This window comes from Botrimarina sp., assembly GCF_040219535.1.
Taxonomy (GTDB): domain Bacteria; phylum Planctomycetota; class Planctomycetia; order Pirellulales; family Lacipirellulaceae; genus Botrimarina.
Genome location: NZ_JAVJSH010000012.1, coordinates 628274 through 646100 on the forward strand (window position 1 = coordinate 628274; position 17827 = coordinate 646100).

A 17827-nucleotide genomic window follows, 5' to 3' on the forward strand; every position below is an offset into this window, starting at 1 on the left:
CCGGGCGCCGCGGCGCGCCCAGCGCCGTCGGGGCCCTCGACCGAAGAGCGTGCAGCGAGAGCCGGTGGCCGACTCCCGCCCCCTAGTTACTCCCGCAGCGACGCCCGCCATTAACGGCAAAATCGAGTCAGTCGCACCGCCAACCCCGCACCGCCACGGCGTGTGGTTCGCATCGGGTGTGCCGCGCCAGGCGCAGCGCACGGCCTAGGGTGACCAGCGGCCTGCCGCGTCGGCGACCCGCCGTCGCGGCCGCGCAGCTGGCTGCGGCGATCGATGTCGCCGCCGCGCCTGACGGTTCGGGGATCGCCACCAAGCGGAGCGTGTCGCCGTGCCGCAGCGACGCATACACGAACGGCTCGTCGGCGAGCGCCGTGGCGATCGCCTCGCCGTTGAGCTCCACAAGCATCCAGGGGGTCGCCAGCAGCGAGGGGTCGACCGTCAGCCGCGCCGCCGGCGACTTGTCGCTCGATTCAATGAGCATCTGGAAAGCCATCGCTCGGTCATCGAGCTCGTATTCGAGGCGAGCCGCCGCGTCTTGGCCGTCGCCGATGAACAGCTCGAACGGCTTGGTGCGCACCCAGCCCGCGACGAACAGCTCGTCGGCGGGCGCCAGCACCGGCTCGGGGATCAGGCCGGCGCGGAGCCGGTCGAGGTACCAGGCCTCGCCCCGCGCTTGGGACTCCAAGCCGCCAGAGTGGGGGAAGTTCTGCAGCTCGTCGTCGTCCCGCACGCCGTCGCCGTTGTGGTCGACCCACAGCGAGCCGTCCGACTGGCCGACGTGCACGGTGATGTTGTCGAATTCGCCGGGCGACGACGCGGCCGCCACGGCGTTGTCTCGGTAGCTGGCGTGGTTCACCGGCGGCGAGATGGTCTCGTCGGAGTTCACAAACAGATGGATCTCGCTGTACGGGTTGTTCTTCGACGCCAGGTTCGAGGCCCGCGCCAGGTACCGATCGAGCACCCCCGGGTCGCCGGTGGTGGGGTCGCCCACGTCGGTGTCGAGCTGGTCGGTCCGCATCACGCCGACGTCGGCCCCGTTGACGTACCAGCCGGTCACCGGGTCGAACCCGTAGTCGGAGATCCCGTAGTACGACGAGCCCAAGCGGAAATAGTCCGGGAACTTCGTGAGCGCCGACATGACGTTCCCCCCGCCGCCGGAGAAGCCGGTGATATGGACGTTCGTCCGATCCACCCGAGGCGCGAAGTAGTCGTCCGCCTTGAGGTGCTCAACGGCGTCGTAGATGTCGTAGATCTCCAACCCGCCCGAATCGCGCTGGCCGTCGGAGCCATCCCGGCCACGCATCGCGACCAACACCGCCACAAACCCCTCGCCCGCCAGCCGCTCGGCGTGCTGGCGGGTGTCGCCGAAGGTCGACCGCGGCGAGTAGCCGTGCATCACCACCGCGATCGGCGCATCGGCGCCGGGCGCCAGGTCGCGGGGGTAGAACGCGAACGCCCGCAGATCGAGCGGCCCGCCCGCGTCGGCGCTGACCGACGAGGCGTAGCTGTACAGCTCGCAACCGGTCGAGCACCGCTGGCCCGCCGCCTCGATCGCAGGGAGGGTCGCAAGCGCGCCGATCGCCAGGCGCAGCGAGCGCCGAAGAAGGTCCGGTGGCATGATGGCCGTCAGAGGAGTCAGTTCGATGAGCCGTCGCCGGCGCCGCCGCTGCCCCGGCTCCGGAGCCGGCAGCCAGGGCGCGCCGCAGGGGCCCGGATCACGATCGGCGCGGCTTGCCGGTCGGGCCCGAGCCCCCTAAATACACGATGGTTCGGCCGCCCTAGCTTAACAAGAATCCGTAACCGCTTGGCGGCTCTTAATTTGCGCCGAGCGCGGCGGCGGCCGCACGGCGAATCGAACAACTTCTCATTTTTGCGTTAATGGCGTCAGCCGTGGGGTCGGTAAAACCATCGAGCGATCGCGACCCGGCTCGTCCGGCCGCTTCGTGAGCCCCCGGCCGCGGCACGACTCGGCCGGCAGCAGCTTCTCCTCCTTTGCTTTTCGTTGACTGATCCATAGCAACTCGCTTTCGCGTTCCTTTCTCTTCTACAGCTGGGCGCCGTTCGGCAGGCACGGCCTGCGTGGCCGGTTTCCCAAGGGAGCATGCATCTAATGAGAGTCTTCGCTTCAGCCGCTGCGTTGTTGTTGGCCGCCTCGATCGCCAGCGGGGCCGATCTGATTTCCCACTTCACGTTCGACAGCGACTACACGAACTCGGCCGACCCGGCGCTCGACTCGACGCTCCAGAACGGCACGTTCATCGACAGCGGCGCGATCGTCGGCGATGGCGCCGCTTACTTCGATGGCTTCGACGACTTCGCTAGCGCCGGCGTGGACGCCGTGCCCGGCGCGGGCGGAGCGTACTACCAGGGGACGGTCGCCCTGTGGGTCCGCGGCGACGGCGGCCCCAGCGGCAGCCGCGTCTTCATGGGCCAACAGAACGGCAACCCCGCCACCTTCGGCGGCGACGACCGCATGTCGTTTCAAATCGACACCAACGGCGCCGGCAGCGTCCAGATCTTTATCCGCACCCACGACGGCACGGAGACCAACAACCGCCTGAAGTTCCGCCACGAAGAGCCCGGTTCGACCAACGAGGAGCGGTTCCCCACCGGCTGGAACGACGGCGAGTGGCGCCACCTGGCGTACACTTGGCGCGTCGACGCGTCGGGCACGGTCGCCGACGACGTGCAGATCTACATCGACGGCGCGCCGGTCGGCACCGTGATCACCGAGGCCGCGCTCGAAGCCGACCCGGCCAAGAGCCCGATCCTCCCCTGGGAGGCCCCCGGCATGTTCATCGGCGCCCGCAACAATCGGATCGCCCAAGGGGGCACGGCCGACGCGCACTTCAAGGGCTGGCTCGACGACATCCGCGTCTACGACGACGTGCTCACCGCGGCCGAGGTCCAAGGGCTCTACCGGCTCGGCATCCCCGAGCCGTCCGGCGCCGCGCTGGCCGGCCTCGCCGTGGTCGCCGGCCTCCGCCGCGGCGCCCGCCGCCGGGGCTAGCAGGCCGCCGGCGCGGCAGGCCGCGTAACCCTGTCGGCGAATAGCTGAGGAACGAGACCCCGAGCCGTCGCTGGCGAGCCCCGCTCGCCGAGCGCGGCCGGGGTTCTTTGGCAGGCTCGCCCGGCGAACAGCTCGCTGAGGAAACAGCTCCGCAACCCGCCAGCAAACCGATGACGCAGCCGAGGGCCAACGCAGAAAAGCACCCGCCCGACGCCCCCGCGACGGCGGGCGTCACCGACGAGTTCGTGCGCCGCCTGACCGAGTGCCAGAACCGGTTGTACGTCTACATCCTGGCGCTGCTGCCGGACCCGGACAGGGCCCGCGACGTGTTGCAAGAGACCAACGTCGTGCTGTGGCGCAAAGCGGACCAGTTCGAGCCCGGCACGAGCTTCCAAGCCTGGGCGTGCAAGGTCGCTTACTACGAGGTGCTCACCGAGCGGCGCAGGCGGGGCCGCGACAAGCTGTTGTTCGACGACAGCACGATGGAGCTGGTCGCCGACGCCGCCACGAAACGGCTCGAGTCGCACGACGAGCGGGCGGTCGCCCTCGACGAGTGCCTCAAGCGGCTCGACCAGCAGCAGCGGTCGCGGCTGCACGACCGCTACGGTCCGGGCGGCTCCGTGCAGCTCGCCGCCCAGCGGGCGGGCCGCACGCCCGGCTCGATCGCCGTCACGCTGCACCGCATCCGGGCGGCGTTGCTCCGCTGCATCGAAGGGAAGCTCGCCAAGGAGTTGGCCACATGACCCCCCCTGACAACCGACAAGCGGTCGAGCGCCTCGTCGGCCAGCTCTTCGACGGCAGCGACCCGAAAGCCGCCGCGGCGAAGCTGTGCCGCCTGCTGCGCAAGGACCCGGCCCTCGCCGAGCGCTACGCGGAGTGCGTCGAGCTGCACGCCCTGCTCGAAGCGCGCCACGCTACCACGCTGTTGCCCCTGGAAGGGCACGCGGCGGAAGCGTCCCGCGGCGCGGAGCCCGCCCCCGATCCGCAACGCGGCGCCTGCGGCGCCGAGATGGCCGAGCTGTGGGGCCTGTTCGACGAGGCGGCCGCCGAGATCCAGCGGTCGGTCACGAAGTCTACGCTGTACGGCGGCGCCCGGCTGACGCGGGGCCTCCGCGCCTCGGCTTGGCTGGCCGTGGCCGGGTGTTTGCTCGCCGTGGCCTACTCGGCGGCGTTGTTCGGCGCCCGGGACGGCGGAGTGCTTGCGGGGGCTGGCGGTGGTCGTGAGGAGGCGATCGGCGTGCTCAGCAACGCCAGCGGCGCCGCTTGGGGCAACGAGGGGTGGGACGCGTCGCGCAGCGGCGCCGTGCCCCGGCGTTTGGTCGCCGGCCAAGAATTGAGTCTCCAGCGCGGGGTCGCAGAGCTGACGCTCACAAGCGGGGTGGTGGTCGTCATGCGGGGCCCGGCGGAACTGGACCTCCTCTCCCCCATGCGGGTCCGCGCCCGACGCGGAGCGGTCCGCGCCCGAGTTGGCGAGTCGGCGCGGGGCTTCGTCCTCGAAACGCCGACCACCGAGGTGACCGACCTGGGGACCGAGTTCGGCGTCGACGTCGACCAGCAAGCCGGCACGACCGACGTGGTCGTGTTCGAGGGGCGGGTCGACCTGCAGTACGTCGACCGCTCGGGCACGGCGGCCGACCGCCGCAACGCCACGCGCCGCTCGGCGCGGGAAGACATCCGTCTGCTGCGGTCGGGCGAGGGGCTGCGTGTCGACCCGGACGGCGCCACTTCGCGGATCGTGTCGATCCACGCCGACGCGTACCCGGCCAGCGCCGGCCCCGGCCCGCTCGACCCGCGGCCGCCGCTGATCCGACGCGTCTGGGACAACCTCCGCGCCCCGCAAGCGGCCCAGTATTACCAGATCTCTCGAGGCGGCCTGCGAGAAGAGGCCCGCGCTTACGTGGACCGCTTCCACCAATGGAACGGCCTCAAAGCGACCGGCATCCCCGCCTACCTGCTGGGGGCGGACTACGTGCAGACCTTCAACGCCGACAAGTGGGAGGCCGACGTGGAGATCCGTGTCGAGCTCGCCGCCCCGGCCCGCCTGTACGTGATGTTCGACCGGCGGCTCGATCCCCCCGCTTGGCTCACCGACAACTTCGCCGACACGGGCGACAAGATCGGCGTCGACGAAGACTACCGGCGTGTCGGCATGGCCCGCGGAGGTTTCGGGCCCGCGGTCAGCATCGACACGGTCCACGACATCTGGGTGCGGGACGTGCCGTCGCCCCGCGTCGTGACGCTCGGCGCGCTGCCGATGCAAGAGCTCGCCGTGAGCATGTACGGCATCGCGGCCACCCCGCTCGACACGGGCGTCGCCCGCGGGCGGCCGAGCACGCCGTCGGCGCCCGGCGCGCTCGCCCTCACGCCGAAACCGCTCAACGATCCACACCCCCTGCTGACAACTACCCCAGGTGCTTGAGATGACCTTCCGACTCAGGCGGACCCCCGCGGCGATCGCCCTCGTCGCGCTCGTGGCCGTGCTCCTCGACCCCCGCCCGGCCCGCGCCCAGGGCGCGTTCTCGGCGCCGGTTCAGAACTCGTTCACGATCTCGTTCGACGGTTCTTCCGACTCGTCGCCGGGCCCGGTCAGCATCCTGACCACCGGCTTCTCCGAAGACTTCGACGACGCGATCGCCGGCGAGCGCGCCTTCTGGGGCTCGTTCGGCGGCGCCCCCGACGAGATCGTCGCCGACATCGTCGAGGGCGTCGGCCCGAACGGCGCGGGCGACAACGCGGCTCGGCTGACGGTCACGGACACGACCCCGGGCGGGTACTTCTCGGGCCTGATCTTCGCCGCGAAGGGCCTGCGCCTCGGCAACAGCGGCGGCGGGACCGCCAGCGGCGACGAGCCGATCCCCGACTTCGACTTCGGCATCAACGTGACCGTGCCGGTCCGCGTCAGCCAAGAAGACGCCCGGTTCCGCATCAACTTCGACACCGGCTCCCGGACCCGCTCGGGGCGGTACGAGGACGGGGCCGGCGGGACGGTCTCGTTCGTCCAAGGGGCGTTCCCCGGCTTGGTCGACATCAACGGGGCCGGGTCGCGGGTCTTGCCGATCGGCCCCACGGCCAGCGAGATCGGCGCGCTGCCGGTCAACACGTGGGGCACGCAAGCCAACGTCGGCGGCTTGCCCGTCGCACTCGACGAGAACCCCAGCGCCGCCAACGGCTGGACCAACGCCAGCTTCGAGCCGTTCTTCTCACGCTCGCCGCGGTCGTTCGACCTGACCCGGGTCGGCGTCACGTTCCCGGGATCGGGCGGGGTGGGGGAGCTGCTCCTCAGCGAGTGGACGATGACCGGACCGGACGTGCTGAAGTACCACCCCGCCGACTTCAACACCGACGAGATGGTCGACGCGGCCGACATCGACCTGCTGACCGAGGCGATCAACGTGCTCACGCTCAACGAGTCGTTGCCCGACGTGCCGGACAACAACTTTAACGGCATCCTCGACTTCGAGCCGGTGTTCGGCGTCAACCGCATCCCCGGGCTCGACCTCTCGTTCCCCGAGAAGTTCAGCATCACACGAACCGACAACGTGCTCGACCAGTTGGACGTCGACGAGCTGGTGCTCAACATCCTCGGCACCAACTACGGGGACCTCGACCTGGACGGCTTGGTCGACGCCGCGGACCGGTCGGCGCTGCTCGTCAACCTCGACGCGGCCGGCGTGTTCGGCTGGGCCGACGGCGACCTCGACGGCGACGACGACGTCGACGCCGACGACCTCGCCCTGCTCGACGCCAGCCTGGGCGGGCTCTTCGGCGACTACAACGACGACGGCCGAGTCGACGCGGCCGACTACACCCTCTGGCGCGACGCCGAAGGGACCTCCGCCACGCTGCCGAACGACCCCTTGGGCGGCACGATCGGCGCCGGCCAGTACACGCAGTGGGCCGACAACTACGGCGCCGGCGCCGACGCGGCCGCCGTGCCCGAGCCGGCCGCCCTGCTCGGCGCCCTCACGGCGTGCCTGGCCCTCTCCCTCAGGAGGCGGTGATGCTCTCTCCCCGAACCACAGAACGGGCCCGGCGGCGCGAGCCGCCCGCCGGCTTCACGCTGGTCGAGCTGCTGGTGGTGATCGCGATCATCGGGTTGCTCGTCGCGTTGCTGCTGCCCGCCGTGCAAGCGGCCCGCGCCGCGGCCCGGCGGGCCGCCTGCCTGAACAACATCAGCCAGATCCCCAAGGCGGTGCTCAACTACGAGTCCGCCAACGGCGAGCTCCCCCCCGGCGGCAGCTCGCCCGGCGGGTGCTGCCAGACGCCGACCTACGCCAACTGGGCGATCGCGATCCTGCCCTTCATCGAAGAGCAGAACGTCTACGACAACTTCGACCCCGACGAGCCGGTCACCGCGCCCCGCGACCTGGACAACGACGGGTTGGACAACTCGCTGGTGCGGGTCGCTCAGATCGCCAGCTACAAGTGCCCCTCCGACCTCGGGACCGACGAGCTCGTGCGGCCGATCACCGGGCCCGGCCAGAACGTCGATTGGGCCCGCGGCTCGTACCGCGCCGTGGCCGGCGCTTGGAACGACAGCGACCAGAGCGTCACCTGCGACTGGACCAGCAGCCCGCCGTTCACCGGCGGCGGCGTCGCGCCCGGCGGCTGGCAGACGCAGCCGTTCGGCGAGTACGACGGCCGGCAGCTGATGGGACCCTTCCCGTCGTTGCTGGCGGTGGACCTGGCGACCGGTCGGCAAGGCTCGGCGGTCGCCCAACTCGAGCCGCGGTCGATCACCGAGCCCGTGCGGCTGCGACGCATCACCGACGGCCTGTCCAAGACGCTCATGATCGGCGAGCGGCACAGCGTGCTCTCCTCCGCCACGTCGGGGCTCTGCGAGGGGACCCTCACCGACACGCTCCGCCGCCAGACGCTCTGGGCGTACGGGTACACGTCGTACTCGATGTCGCAGGTGCAGCCGCTCTCGGGCACGCTGCTGCCCGACACGTGCCGCTGCGAGATCACCACCGGCGACCCGGAGGCCTGCAAGCGCGGCTGGGGCAGCGTGCACCCCGACGGGATGCACTTCGCCCTGTCCGACGGTAGTGCCCGGTTCGTCACCGACGACATCGACATGAGCCTGCTGACGTCGCTGGCGACCATCGCCGGCGAGGAGCCCACCGGCGCCCTGTGACCTCGCCCGCCCGCTTTGCTCCGCCGCGGCACGCCGGCTCGAAGGCCGCCGCCCGCCCCGCGACGCTCGCCGGCGCCGCGGGCCTGCTAGCGCTGGTCGCGGCCGGCTGCGGCGACTCCCGCTCGGTCGCCCCGGTTTCCGGCGTGGTGACGCTCGACGGCGCCCCGCTCGCCGGAGCCCGGGTCAACACGCAGCCGATCAGCCCGACCGACGCTCCCGACGCCGGGGTCGGTTCGTTCGCCGTCACCGACGACACCGGCCACTACGAGCTGGAGCTGGTCTCCCCGCCGCGGCCGGGCGCCGTGGTCGGGACCCACGTCGTGCGGATCAAGAAGCTCAACGACCGGTACGTGGCCGGCCGCGAAGACGCCCCCCTACGCGGCCCCAGCCAGCTCCCCGCCGAGGCATTCGACGGGTCGCTCCGGCTCACCGTGCCCGCCGAGGGGACCGACCAAGCCGATTTCGCCCTCGAGTCGGGGCGCCGGCCGTGATGGCGCCCGGCGCCACCGCGGGGCCGCTCGCCTTGGCGCCGGCCGCTCTTGCGCTGCTGCTCGTGGCCATCGCGGCGGTCGCTGTCGCCGAAGAGCCGAAGCCGTCCGCCGCGGCCCCGCCCTCGGCCCCCAACACCGCGGTCCTCCCCGCTCCGCTGGAGTGGGACCGCTTCGACCGCCGCTGCCGCGCCCTGGCCCAGCGCGCCGCGACCGAGCGGCCCCGGGTGCTGTTCCTCGGCGACTCGATCACCGAGCGGTGGTCGACCGTCGGGCAAGCGGTTTGGCGAGCACGGTTCGAGCCGCTCGGCGCGGCCAACTTCGGCGTGGTCGGCGATCGCACGCAGTCGCTCCTGTGGCGGTTCGACCACGGCGGCTACGCCCGAATGGCGCCGGAGGTCGTCGTGTTGCTGATCGGCACGAACAACGTGAAGAACGGCCGCAACTCGCCGTCGGAGACCGCCGAGGGCGTCGCTGAGGTGGTCCGGACTCTCCGGCTCGAGATGCCCACCTCGCGCGTGCTGCTGCTCTCGGTGCTCCCCTGCGGCGAGTCGAGCGGCGCCCCCCACCGCCGCGCGGCGGCCGAGGTGAACCGCCGCCTCGCTGCGGTGGCCGACTCGCCCTGCGTCGATCTGCTCGATTGCACGGCCCTGTTCGTCGACGCCGAGGGCCGCATCCCCGACCGCTGGATGGCCGACAAGCTCCACCCGACCGAAGAGGGCTACCGACGCCTGGCCGACGCGCTAGAACCGGCCGTGCGGCGGCTCGCCTGCTTTGGCCCGCGGCGGGAATAAGCCACATTCGGCGGCATGCCGCGAGCCCGTTTGAAACAAACGCAACACGTGAGAATGTGTTGTGTAACGCTTCAACGGGGCGATTGGGACGCTAACCCGTTGTCGCGCCGAGGGTTGCGCATGCGTTACACGTCAACGGGCTGCCCCCTCTCAGGTGGGGGGGTGTGTCTCCGTAAGCCATGCGAGTCGCTATTGTCGCCCACCGGCGCGGCCGAGCCGGCTTATTTGGTCGCCGCGGCGCCGCCGGCCTTCGTGGGGCCGCCACCCTCCCGTCGAGTTCCGCCAGCCGCTGCTGGACCGGGGCCGGGTCCTCGGCCGCGGCCAGCGCCTGACGAAGGTTCACCTCGGCCTCGTGCCACCGCGATTGCAGCAGGCGCACGTCGCCGATGTCGCAGAAGATTTCGGCGTGGCGCCTTCTACGCGTACGACGGCCAGCGTCCGCCTCGGCGAGTACGGCGCCGACTGGGGTTCGGCCGACGAGTGGCGGGGCGATGAGCGAGAGCGGAGGGAGTAGGCAACGGGCCCGCCGATCGGCGCCGGGAAGATGGGTGCGAGCACCCCATCCTACGGACTTGCATGACACTCACCACAGATACTATCGTCCATGGGAATGGTGAAACTATGAGAGAAGAGACGCCGACCGCGAAGAAGCTGCTGACGTCTTTCGACCCTTCGAATCCCAAAGGGCGGGGAGGCGGGTTCGTCGTGCCGATCGTCGAGAACGAACGCGTACGCTTCTTCGACCTTCAGTCGAATCGGTTTTCTGAGTTCGCGATGATGGTATTCGTCGGACGACCGATTACTGCCAACGACCTATTCGCCAAGCTCGTCGATACAGGCCGACACATTCCCAACGTGGAAGAAGCGATGAGAATGCTGTCGCGGTACGTCATCTGCCTCTCCAATCATAAAGTAGGCAACGTGGTATCGATCGAACCAGGCGATAGGAATAACGATGCTTTTCAGCTCGTGAAGCTTGCTGATACTCCGTCGGCAGCGAGTCGGAGTATTGTCAGCGGCGATCAAGACTGATCCATCGGCTCGGCAGCGTCGTCGCGTTTCCACACTTCCGGCAGGAACTGTTCGAGTTCTTCGGCTGGCGTCGAGCCGGCGCCATGCTCACACGCGAAGCGGATGAGCATGGGAACCCGCATCGTCACGAGGCGTGCCGATCATTTTCACCACCAGGCGGGCGCGACACGCAGCCGCGAAGCGGATAAGCACGCGAGGCCGCCCCGGTGGTTCGCATGCCCATCTCCTACGGAGGTGGGCATGGCATCTATGGAGGTTCAGCCGTCAACCCGTTTTGGGTCTTCGATTCGGTGGTTGGACGAGGTGCGCTCGGGCATCTATTCGGAGGTCGCCCTCGGTGGAACGCCTCCAGGAACGGTATTCGAAGGGACGCCGCCATTCACCCGGTCGGCGATCGTGTCGGTGAGGACGCGTCGCCATGCCATGCTTCGGGGTCGTCCCGTGTCGTCGCCTGCGTCCGGTAGCCGGTTGTGTGTTGTCCTTAGGCGAGGGCTCCCGGTTGGTAGGGCTCGCCGCTGCGGAGGATCGCCACCATCACCGTCAGCAGCCGACGCGCTGTGGCGACGATCGCCTTCTTCTTGCCGGTCCGCTTCGCGAGTTGCTCGAATTGGTTTCGCCATCGTGCGTCGTAACGCACGACCTGCCACGCCGACTCGACCAGCACCCAACGCAGCAGCTTCGAGCCCTTCTTCTCGATCGACAGCTCTTTCCGCTTGCCCGCCGACTCACGCCAGCCCGGCGCGAGCCCCGCGTACGCGACCGCCTGCTTGCTCGAGCGGAAGCGAGAAGGGTCGCCTAGCTCGGCCAGCACCACCTCGCTGGTCACCTCGCCGACGCCTGGGATGGTGCGGAGCAGCTCGCGATAGCGAACTTCCTGGTCGACCCCCTCCTTGGCGAACGAACGGAGCTGCTCGTTCGCCTCTTTCAGCCGCTCTTGCAGGAACGCCAGGTGCTTCCGCAATTGCTCGACGCGGAACCGATCGGCGGGCGACAGCTCGAGCCGATCCAGGAACTCGTGGCCGAGCCGCGTGAACAAGTCAGACCGGTCCGCGTTGTAGTCCCAGAGCACGCGGCGGATCTTCGACTTGGTCGCCGTGATCCGTTGCTGCACGTGCTGCCGGTGACGCACCAACGCCCGGTGGTCGCGTACGCGCGGCGTGGGGCGGTGCGCCTCGGGGATCATCCCTAGCGCGAGGAACTCGGCCAGCACGCGCGCGTCGAGCTTGTCGCTCTTGCGGGTGCTCTGGGCGATCACGCGGAGCTTGCCCGGGTGGGCGAGCACGGCGCGCTCGGTGTGAGGCTCGACCAGCCGCAGGAACCACTCGTAGCCGATGGTCGCCTCGACAACGACCCGGCACGGGCCCAGCTCGCGGAAGAACGCCTCGATCCGGTGCTCTTCGACGCACCAGAAACGCCTCGACTGCTGGACCTCGCGCGATTGACTCACGACGCAAACGCTGATCGACTTCTTGTGGAGGTCGACGCCGACGTACTTCATGACGGACTCCTTCTGATGGGAACGGGGTCGTTGAACAACCCTCGTTTACCACCGAATCGAAGGACCGCCTACGCGGCGCGGCCTCCTCTCATAGGTTCACCCGGCGAGGGCAATCGCACTCTTACCGTCGAAGTTGAGGATGGAATGAATGCTGGCAAACCGTGCTTGCTTGTGTCGCCAAGTTTTTGCAGGCGATGGGATGACATGACGGCAGAATCAATTCTTGATGATGAAGAGCAAGCTAGGATCGAGAGAAACTTTCGCGACGCGTTTAATTTTCAGGGCCTACCAGTCGTCGCCGAACGCCCTGACGGTAAACTCTAGCTTGGGGGCAGTTTCTCCGCTTGTGCCGACATCCGCTACATCCAAGCCGAGGTGCCATGCTCACATGCGAAGCGGATGAGCATGTGGACGCGCATCGCCACGAGGCATGCCGCTCATGATCACCCACGAAGCGGAAAAGCATGAGAGGCCGCCTCGGTGGTTCGCATGCCCATCTCCTTCGGAGGTGGGCATGGCACCCGGCAATCGGCATACTGGAGATGGCGTACTGGTGTATATAGCCCAGAACCGACGGATCGACTCCGTTTGCCTGGAGACCCATAATGCAAGACGTTCGCCTTTTTGTAGTTCGCCTCGGTCCGCCAGAAGTTTCCGAATTCGATGATCATATTGAAATACAACTGCTACGATCAGATGGACGTGCCGAGGCTGTTGCGATCGCGGGATTTGGTTGTAATTCGGTCAAGGTTGGAGGCATTGAAGTGGGCCGTGCGGTATTGGATAAAGCGGAGAGTTTGGAGGAAGGGCGGGGCATATACGTCAATCTTCAAGGAGATGAAGTTAACGCCTATTGAATAGGCCAGCCGGGTGAACCTATGAGAGGAGGCCGCGCCGCGTAGGCGGTCCTTCGATTCGGTGGTAAACGAGGATTGTTCAACGACCCCGTTCCCATCAGAAGGAGTCCGTCATGAAGTACGTCGGCGTCGACCTCCACAAGAAGTCGATCAGCGTTTGCGTCGTGAGTCAATCGCGCGAGGTTCCCCCGGCTGCCCGCTTCGCGACGGGGCGTCAGTCGGGCGTGCTGCGATGCGCGACGGGGCGCGGCGCGTGGCGGTTCAGCCACGGGGCGAACAGCTTCGTCAGCAGCGGCATGACGAGCCACGTCAGCGTCACGACCGAAAGCGCGATCGAGATCGCGGTCGCGACATAGCGGGGCGCCCCCGACATCGGCGCAGCGAGCACGGCCGACCACACGAGCACCGTGGGATACACCCCCAGCCAGGTAACGACCGCCATCTTCCAACGGGGCGGCGGCGCGCCGCGGCCGCGGAAGAAGGCCTCCATGCCGGTGAGCTCTTGGCGGACCCACTGCTCCTCGGCGAGGTGTTCGGTACCGCGCATCCAGTCGGCGAACAGGTCCGACGCGTAGAAGGACTCGCACGCCTGGGCGCTCTCGAAAGAACGGAGGATGCCGTAGTCCCGCTCGTCGCCGCCCACGGGGCCGACCAGGTGCACGCCGGTCGTGCCCGGGAAGCCGAGCGACTGGCTGGCGAACTCTTTCAAAGCGGCCTGGAACGCGGCCTCCTGGCCGGGCCGCACCCGGCGGGTGATAGCGATGTGGACTTGGGGCACGCTTGGTGGTGGCTCGGTGGGGTGGGGGGCTCGCCGGGCGGGCGCGCCGGCGGATCGGCCTGACGCGCCGGACTCAGCCCGGGCCGCGCAGCGCGCCGGCCTGGCGGAGGATGTCGAGCACGCCGGCGACCTCTTCCTCGGGCGACACGTAGTCGGCGTGCTGCTTGATCTCGTCGGCCGCGTTGGCGGGGCACCCGAACCAGCCGCAGGCCTCGGCGATCGGCAGGTCGCTCATCGTGTCGCCCAGGCCGAGGCAGCGCCCGGGGTCGAGCCCGGTCCGCTGGAACAGGCGCGCGAGGCCGGTCGACTTCGACACGTGCTTCAGGTCGCAGTTGATGTAGTCCCAGGTCATCGACACACGGAACGGCCAGTCGCGCTGGGCGAGCAGGTCGCGTACCTCCGGCTGGATGTCGATCAAGACCTGCCGGTCGGGGTGGAAGAGCGTGACCGACGAGGTCTTGCCCGGTTGCTGGGTCACGCCGCGGCCGGCGTAGCGCTCGTTGAGCAGCTTCGACGCGGCCACGACCGCGTCGGCGTGGTCGGGCGTGATGGCGGGGTCGCGCTCGTAGTGGTTCGTGCCGGGGTGGTAGAGCCAGACGCCGTTCTCGGCGATGCACGGCAGCGTGTTGTTCGCCAGCAGCCGGCACATGGCCTCGGCGAACGGCTGGGGCCGACCGGTGCAGACCGTGACGGTGGGCCCCTCGCCGGCCGCCTCGACGCGGCGGTTGTGCTCGGCGATCCGGCCGAGGCGCACGAGGTCCATCGCGCCCCCTTTCTCGTTGGCGAGGCAGCCGTCGAGGTCGCAGATCACGGCTTGCCAGTTGGGGGGATCGTTCATCAGAGAGGGGCTCGGCGGCGCGAGGCGGTTGGGGCGGGGCGGGGCGCGGGTCAGGGGCAGAGGGCCGCCAGGCGGCGGCGGAGGTCGGCCTCGGGGAACAGGCAGAACGAGTGCTCGCGCGAGTCGAGCACGCGCCGCGCGCGAACGCCGTGGCGGGCGGCGGCGATGGCTTCGTCGGTCTCTTCTCGCAGCGGCCGGAGCGCCGCGTGCATCCGGCTGTTTGCTTCGGTGATGCCGGCGTGGCGCTGGGCCGCGTTGGCGGGGGTCTTCGCCTGGGCGATCCAGTCGGCCTTCTGGCTGGCCGCGTCGGCCGCGGGCGAGCCCTCGGGCAAGAACCATTCGCCGTGGAAGCGCAGGTCGCGGCGTTTCTGCCGCAGCCCTCGGAGCTCGGTCGGGCCGGGCAGGCCGTGCTCGATCGGCAAGCGGAGCGTGGCCGACAGGGTCGCGTGCCAAGGGAGCCGCACGCCGAGCAGCAGCTCCGCGAAGCGGTCGGTCACCTCGTCGTACCGCGCCCCGCCGATGCCGTGCAGGAACAGGTCGGCGAGCAGCAACCGGGCGAAGAGGGTGGTCACCAGCGCGCGGCTGCGGAGCTTCACGCCGCGCTGGCGGAGTTCGGCGATCCACGCGGCGATCGAAGCGGCGTCGGCCGGCCCGTCGGCCGACCAGCCGTGGCGGTCGGTCAGTCGCAAGCGGCCGTCGCGGAGCGATGCGAAGAGCGCCCGCCGCGCCGGCGTGTCGTCCGACCAAACCCAGAGCGGCGTTTCTACCAGGCCGTCGGCCTCGGCCAGGTCGGGCAGCGGCTGGGCGGCGTTGCGGAGGCGGCGCCGCTGGCGGAACTCGGCGAGCGCGGCGTTGTAGGCCGCGCGGGTTTGGGCCGGCCGCGCGAGGAGCTCGGCAGCGAGGCAGCGGAACGCTTGGCCGTCGCACGCGGCGCTAAGCGGCAGCTCGAGGGTTTGCGAACCCCAGCCGAGCTCGATGCGGTGCCGGTACTCCGACAGCGCCTGCCCGAGCGTGGCGCCGCGTCGGCGCGCTTCGATCGCTAGGGGCCACCGGCTCAGCGCGAGCGGATCGCGGACGAGCGGCGCCACGAGCGACGCGACGCGTTCTCCGAACGAGTCGAACAGGTCGGCGTCGTGGATCGGCCGCTGCTCGTACGGCGCCGACGGGCCGCGTGCGTCGAGCGGCGCGGGCTCGACGCGTGGCTCTTGGAGCGAGCCGGTCGGCGTGCGCACGCCGGGCGCCTGGCACAGGTCGGTGTCGATCAGCAGGTGCACGCCGACGGCGCCGGCCTGCTTGGCGAGCGCGTCCAGCGCGATGTTCTTGAACCACACGCCGGGGTGGAACAGCTCCGGCTGGTGGCCAGAAAGGACCAGCGGCGTTTCGTCGGTGAAGGGCCGCGCGGGGGCCGATGCGTAGCGGCCGGTGTAGGCCGCGGCCAGCGCGACGAGCTCGCGCCGCGCGTCGGCCCGCAGCCGCGTGGCGGACTCGCCGGCCAGTTGCGAGTCGGCCGGCGCGGGCGGCGGCGCGGCGAGCCGCTGGAGCAACTCGGCCCAGCCGGGCGCGATGAGCGCGCGGTCGTTCTCGCTCGGTGCGCGGGGCTTCGGTGGTGGCGCCATAGAAGGCGGATCGTATCGGAACCCCGCCGCGAGGGTCAGGCGGCCGGCGTCAGCTCGAGGGCATCGCCACGCCCGACGCGAGCAGCCCCGCGCACGGGTCGTCCGACCGCAGCGGCGGCGCGACGGCGATCCGGGCCATCGCGCGGTCGATCACTTCGCGGTAGTGGCGTAGCCGGCGCCGCGCGTCGTCGAGTTCGCCGCCGAAGGAGCGCTTCTCGTCGAGGTAGATCAGCGGCACGGGGGTCTCGATCACGTTCAGCCCGTGGTGGGACGCCTGCACCCACAGCTCGAGCGGCATCGCGTAGCCGTCCTCGGCCAAGCGGAGGGGCCCGAGCGACCGCACGCGGTAAGCCTTGAAGCCGCAGAACGCGTCGGTGAGGGACAGGCCCAGCCGCTCGTTGATCTCGGCGGTGATCGCGCGGTTGATGCGGCGGCGTTGCTCGGGGGGGGAGAGCCCTCCGGCGAGCGACGGGTCGAGGTAGCGGCTGCCGGACACGATGTCGACGCCGTCGCGGCACAGGTCGGCCAGCTGGCGGATGCGTTGCGGCTCGTGCTGCCCGTCGCAGTCGATCGTGACGAGCACGTCGTAGCGGTGCTTCTTCGCGTAGCAGAACGCGGTCCGCAACGCGGCGCCGTAGCCGCGGTTGGGCTCGTGTGTGACGACACGCACGTCGGTCCGCCCGGCGAGCAGCTCGGCCGTGGCGTCGGTCGACCCGTCGTCGACGACCAGCACGTCGTCGGCGTGGGCGACCACCTCGTCGAGCACGGGCGACAAGTGCTGCGCCTCGTTAAAGACGGGCAGTGCGGTCAGCAGTCGGCGGGGTCGCAAGGGAAGACCTCGGCGGGAAGACAGCGGCGGGAGCAAAACGGCGGGAGACCCGTCCGACCACGCGCCGGACACGCCCGAGGGGCAGTCTAGGCAGCCGGGGCAAAAGGTCAAAACCGGCGGGCGTGGCGGGCCTACATGGCGGCCGGCGACAGGGGGTCGCGCTCGGCGGTGCTAGCGGACACCTCGACGCCCGGCAGCTCGGCGGCGAGTCGCACCGCGAGGCTTTCCACGGCGAAGCGTTCGCTCGCGTAGTGGCCCGTGAGGACCACGCCCACGCCGAGCGAGCGGCAGCGGAGGCACTCGTGGAAGCCCAGCTCGCCGGTCAGCAGCGTGTCGCAGCCGGCCGCGAGGGCCGCGTCGAGCAGCGAGCCGCCGCTGCCGCAAGCGATCGCCACCCGCCGAGCCGCGCCGTCGGGCGGGGGGACGACGCGGAGCACCGCCGCGGGGCTAACGGTTTGCCGCACCGCTTGGACGAGCGCTGCGAACCGGCCGCCGGGCAGGTCGCCGATCCGCCCGACGCCACAGACCTCTTCGCGGATCGGCGAGCGGACGAGCGGCACGACATCGATCAGCCCGACCCGCTGGGCCCATTGGTCGTTCACGCCGCCGGCGGCCGAGTCGTAGGCCGTGTGGGGGCTGTAAACGGCCACGCCGGCCCGCGCCAGCCGCCACAGCGAGCCGCCGTCGATCCCCTCGGTCGAGAGCGACCTCACGCCGCGGAAGGGGAGCGGGTGGTGGGTCACGACCAGGTCGGCGTGGGCGTGGGCCGCCTCGGCGACGACGTCCGGCGAGAGGGTCAGGCACGTGAGCGCCCTGTGGAGCGGCGCCGCCGGGTCGCCGGCCAGCAGACCCACGTTGTCCCACTCTTCGGCCAGGACGGGCGGGGCGATCTCTTCGAGCAACGAAACGGCGTCGGCGATGGTCGGCATGCGGGGGCTCGCCAGGGAGGA

The 17827-nt window shown here is 70.1% G+C and carries 16 protein-coding genes; 9 read left to right on the plus strand and 7 right to left on the minus strand.

Features of this window, described 5'->3' with window-relative positions:
- Positions 1-127: 127 nt before the first annotated feature.
- Positions 128-1618 (minus strand): alpha/beta hydrolase family protein, encoded by a 1491-nt coding sequence (locus RIC11_RS06750; RefSeq protein WP_350209600.1) that lies wholly within the window; start codon positions 1616-1618, stop codon positions 128-130.
- A 492-nt stretch (positions 1619-2110) separates the two neighbouring features.
- Here RIC11_RS06750 and RIC11_RS06755 point away from each other — a divergent pair, with 492 nt between their 5' ends.
- The 8 genes from RIC11_RS06755 to RIC11_RS06790 all read left to right on the plus strand — a co-directional run bounded on the left by RIC11_RS06755 (position 2111) and on the right by RIC11_RS06790 (position 10461).
- Entirely contained in the window at positions 2111-3010 is a 900-nt protein-coding gene (locus RIC11_RS06755; protein ID WP_350209602.1) for a LamG-like jellyroll fold domain-containing protein, read from the plus strand.
- 170 nt (positions 3011-3180) lie between these two features.
- The gene (locus tag RIC11_RS06760; RefSeq protein ID WP_350209604.1) at positions 3181-3753 is read left to right on the plus strand and encodes a sigma-70 family RNA polymerase sigma factor; all 573 of its coding nucleotides are present in this window, start codon (positions 3181-3183) and stop codon (positions 3751-3753) included.
- On the plus strand, positions 3750-5429 hold the full coding sequence (locus RIC11_RS06765; RefSeq protein WP_350209606.1) for a FecR domain-containing protein: 1680 nt from the start codon (positions 3750-3752) through the stop codon (positions 5427-5429). The genes RIC11_RS06760 and RIC11_RS06765 overlap by 4 nt, the downstream gene beginning before the upstream one ends.
- Before the next feature lies 1 nt (position 5430).
- Positions 5431-7011 (plus strand): hypothetical protein, encoded by a 1581-nt coding sequence (locus RIC11_RS06770; protein ID WP_350209608.1) that lies wholly within the window; start codon positions 5431-5433, stop codon positions 7009-7011.
- The gene (locus RIC11_RS06775) at positions 7011-8147 is read left to right on the plus strand and encodes a DUF1559 family PulG-like putative transporter (protein WP_350209610.1); all 1137 of its coding nucleotides are present in this window, start codon (positions 7011-7013) and stop codon (positions 8145-8147) included. Before RIC11_RS06770 ends, RIC11_RS06775 begins: the two co-directional genes overlap by 1 nt.
- Positions 8144-8638: a transthyretin-like family protein gene (locus RIC11_RS06780; protein WP_350209612.1), complete on the plus strand. Its 495-nt coding sequence runs from the start codon at positions 8144-8146 to the stop codon at positions 8636-8638. The genes RIC11_RS06775 and RIC11_RS06780 overlap by 4 nt, the downstream gene beginning before the upstream one ends.
- Entirely contained in the window at positions 8638-9429 is a 792-nt protein-coding gene (locus tag RIC11_RS06785) for a GDSL-type esterase/lipase family protein (RefSeq protein ID WP_350209614.1), read from the plus strand. Before RIC11_RS06780 ends, RIC11_RS06785 begins: the two co-directional genes overlap by 1 nt.
- 621 nt (positions 9430-10050) lie before the next feature.
- A complete protein-coding gene (locus RIC11_RS06790; RefSeq protein WP_350209616.1) occupies positions 10051-10461 on the plus strand; it encodes a hypothetical protein in 411 nt (136 codons plus the stop codon).
- 481 nt (positions 10462-10942) lie between these two features.
- Here the strand turns inward: RIC11_RS06790 and RIC11_RS06795 are convergent, their stop codons facing one another.
- Positions 10943-11959 (minus strand): IS110 family RNA-guided transposase, encoded by a 1017-nt coding sequence (locus RIC11_RS06795; protein WP_350209618.1) that lies wholly within the window; start codon positions 11957-11959, stop codon positions 10943-10945.
- A 605-nt stretch (positions 11960-12564) separates the two neighbouring features.
- On the opposite strand from RIC11_RS06795, the gene RIC11_RS06800 reads away from it, so the two are divergent.
- Positions 12565-12816: a hypothetical protein gene (locus RIC11_RS06800; protein WP_350209620.1), complete on the plus strand. Its 252-nt coding sequence runs from the start codon at positions 12565-12567 to the stop codon at positions 12814-12816.
- A 214-nt stretch (positions 12817-13030) separates the two neighbouring features.
- On the opposite strand, the gene RIC11_RS06805 is transcribed toward RIC11_RS06800, so the two are convergent.
- The 5 genes from RIC11_RS06805 to RIC11_RS06825 form a co-directional block, all read right to left on the minus strand.
- The gene (locus tag RIC11_RS06805; protein WP_350209622.1) at positions 13031-13594 is read right to left on the minus strand and encodes an antibiotic biosynthesis monooxygenase; all 564 of its coding nucleotides are present in this window, start codon (positions 13592-13594) and stop codon (positions 13031-13033) included.
- Between the two features lie 73 nt (positions 13595-13667).
- Positions 13668-14432 carry an HAD family hydrolase gene (locus RIC11_RS06810; protein ID WP_350209624.1) on the minus strand — a complete coding sequence of 255 codons (765 nt, stop codon included), beginning with the start codon at positions 14430-14432 and terminating at the stop codon, positions 13668-13670.
- 50 nt (positions 14433-14482) lie between these two features.
- Positions 14483-16048 (minus strand): hypothetical protein, encoded by a 1566-nt coding sequence (locus RIC11_RS06815; RefSeq protein WP_350209626.1) that lies wholly within the window; start codon positions 16046-16048, stop codon positions 14483-14485.
- 49 nt (positions 16049-16097) lie between these two features.
- Positions 16098-16877, minus strand: a complete 780-nt coding sequence (locus tag RIC11_RS06820; RefSeq protein ID WP_350209628.1) for a glycosyltransferase family 2 protein — start codon at positions 16875-16877, stop codon at positions 16098-16100.
- Positions 16878-17008: 131 nt separating this feature from the next.
- Positions 17009-17806 (minus strand): Nif3-like dinuclear metal center hexameric protein, encoded by a 798-nt coding sequence (locus RIC11_RS06825; protein ID WP_350209630.1) that lies wholly within the window; start codon positions 17804-17806, stop codon positions 17009-17011.
- Positions 17807-17827 lie beyond the last annotated feature (21 nt).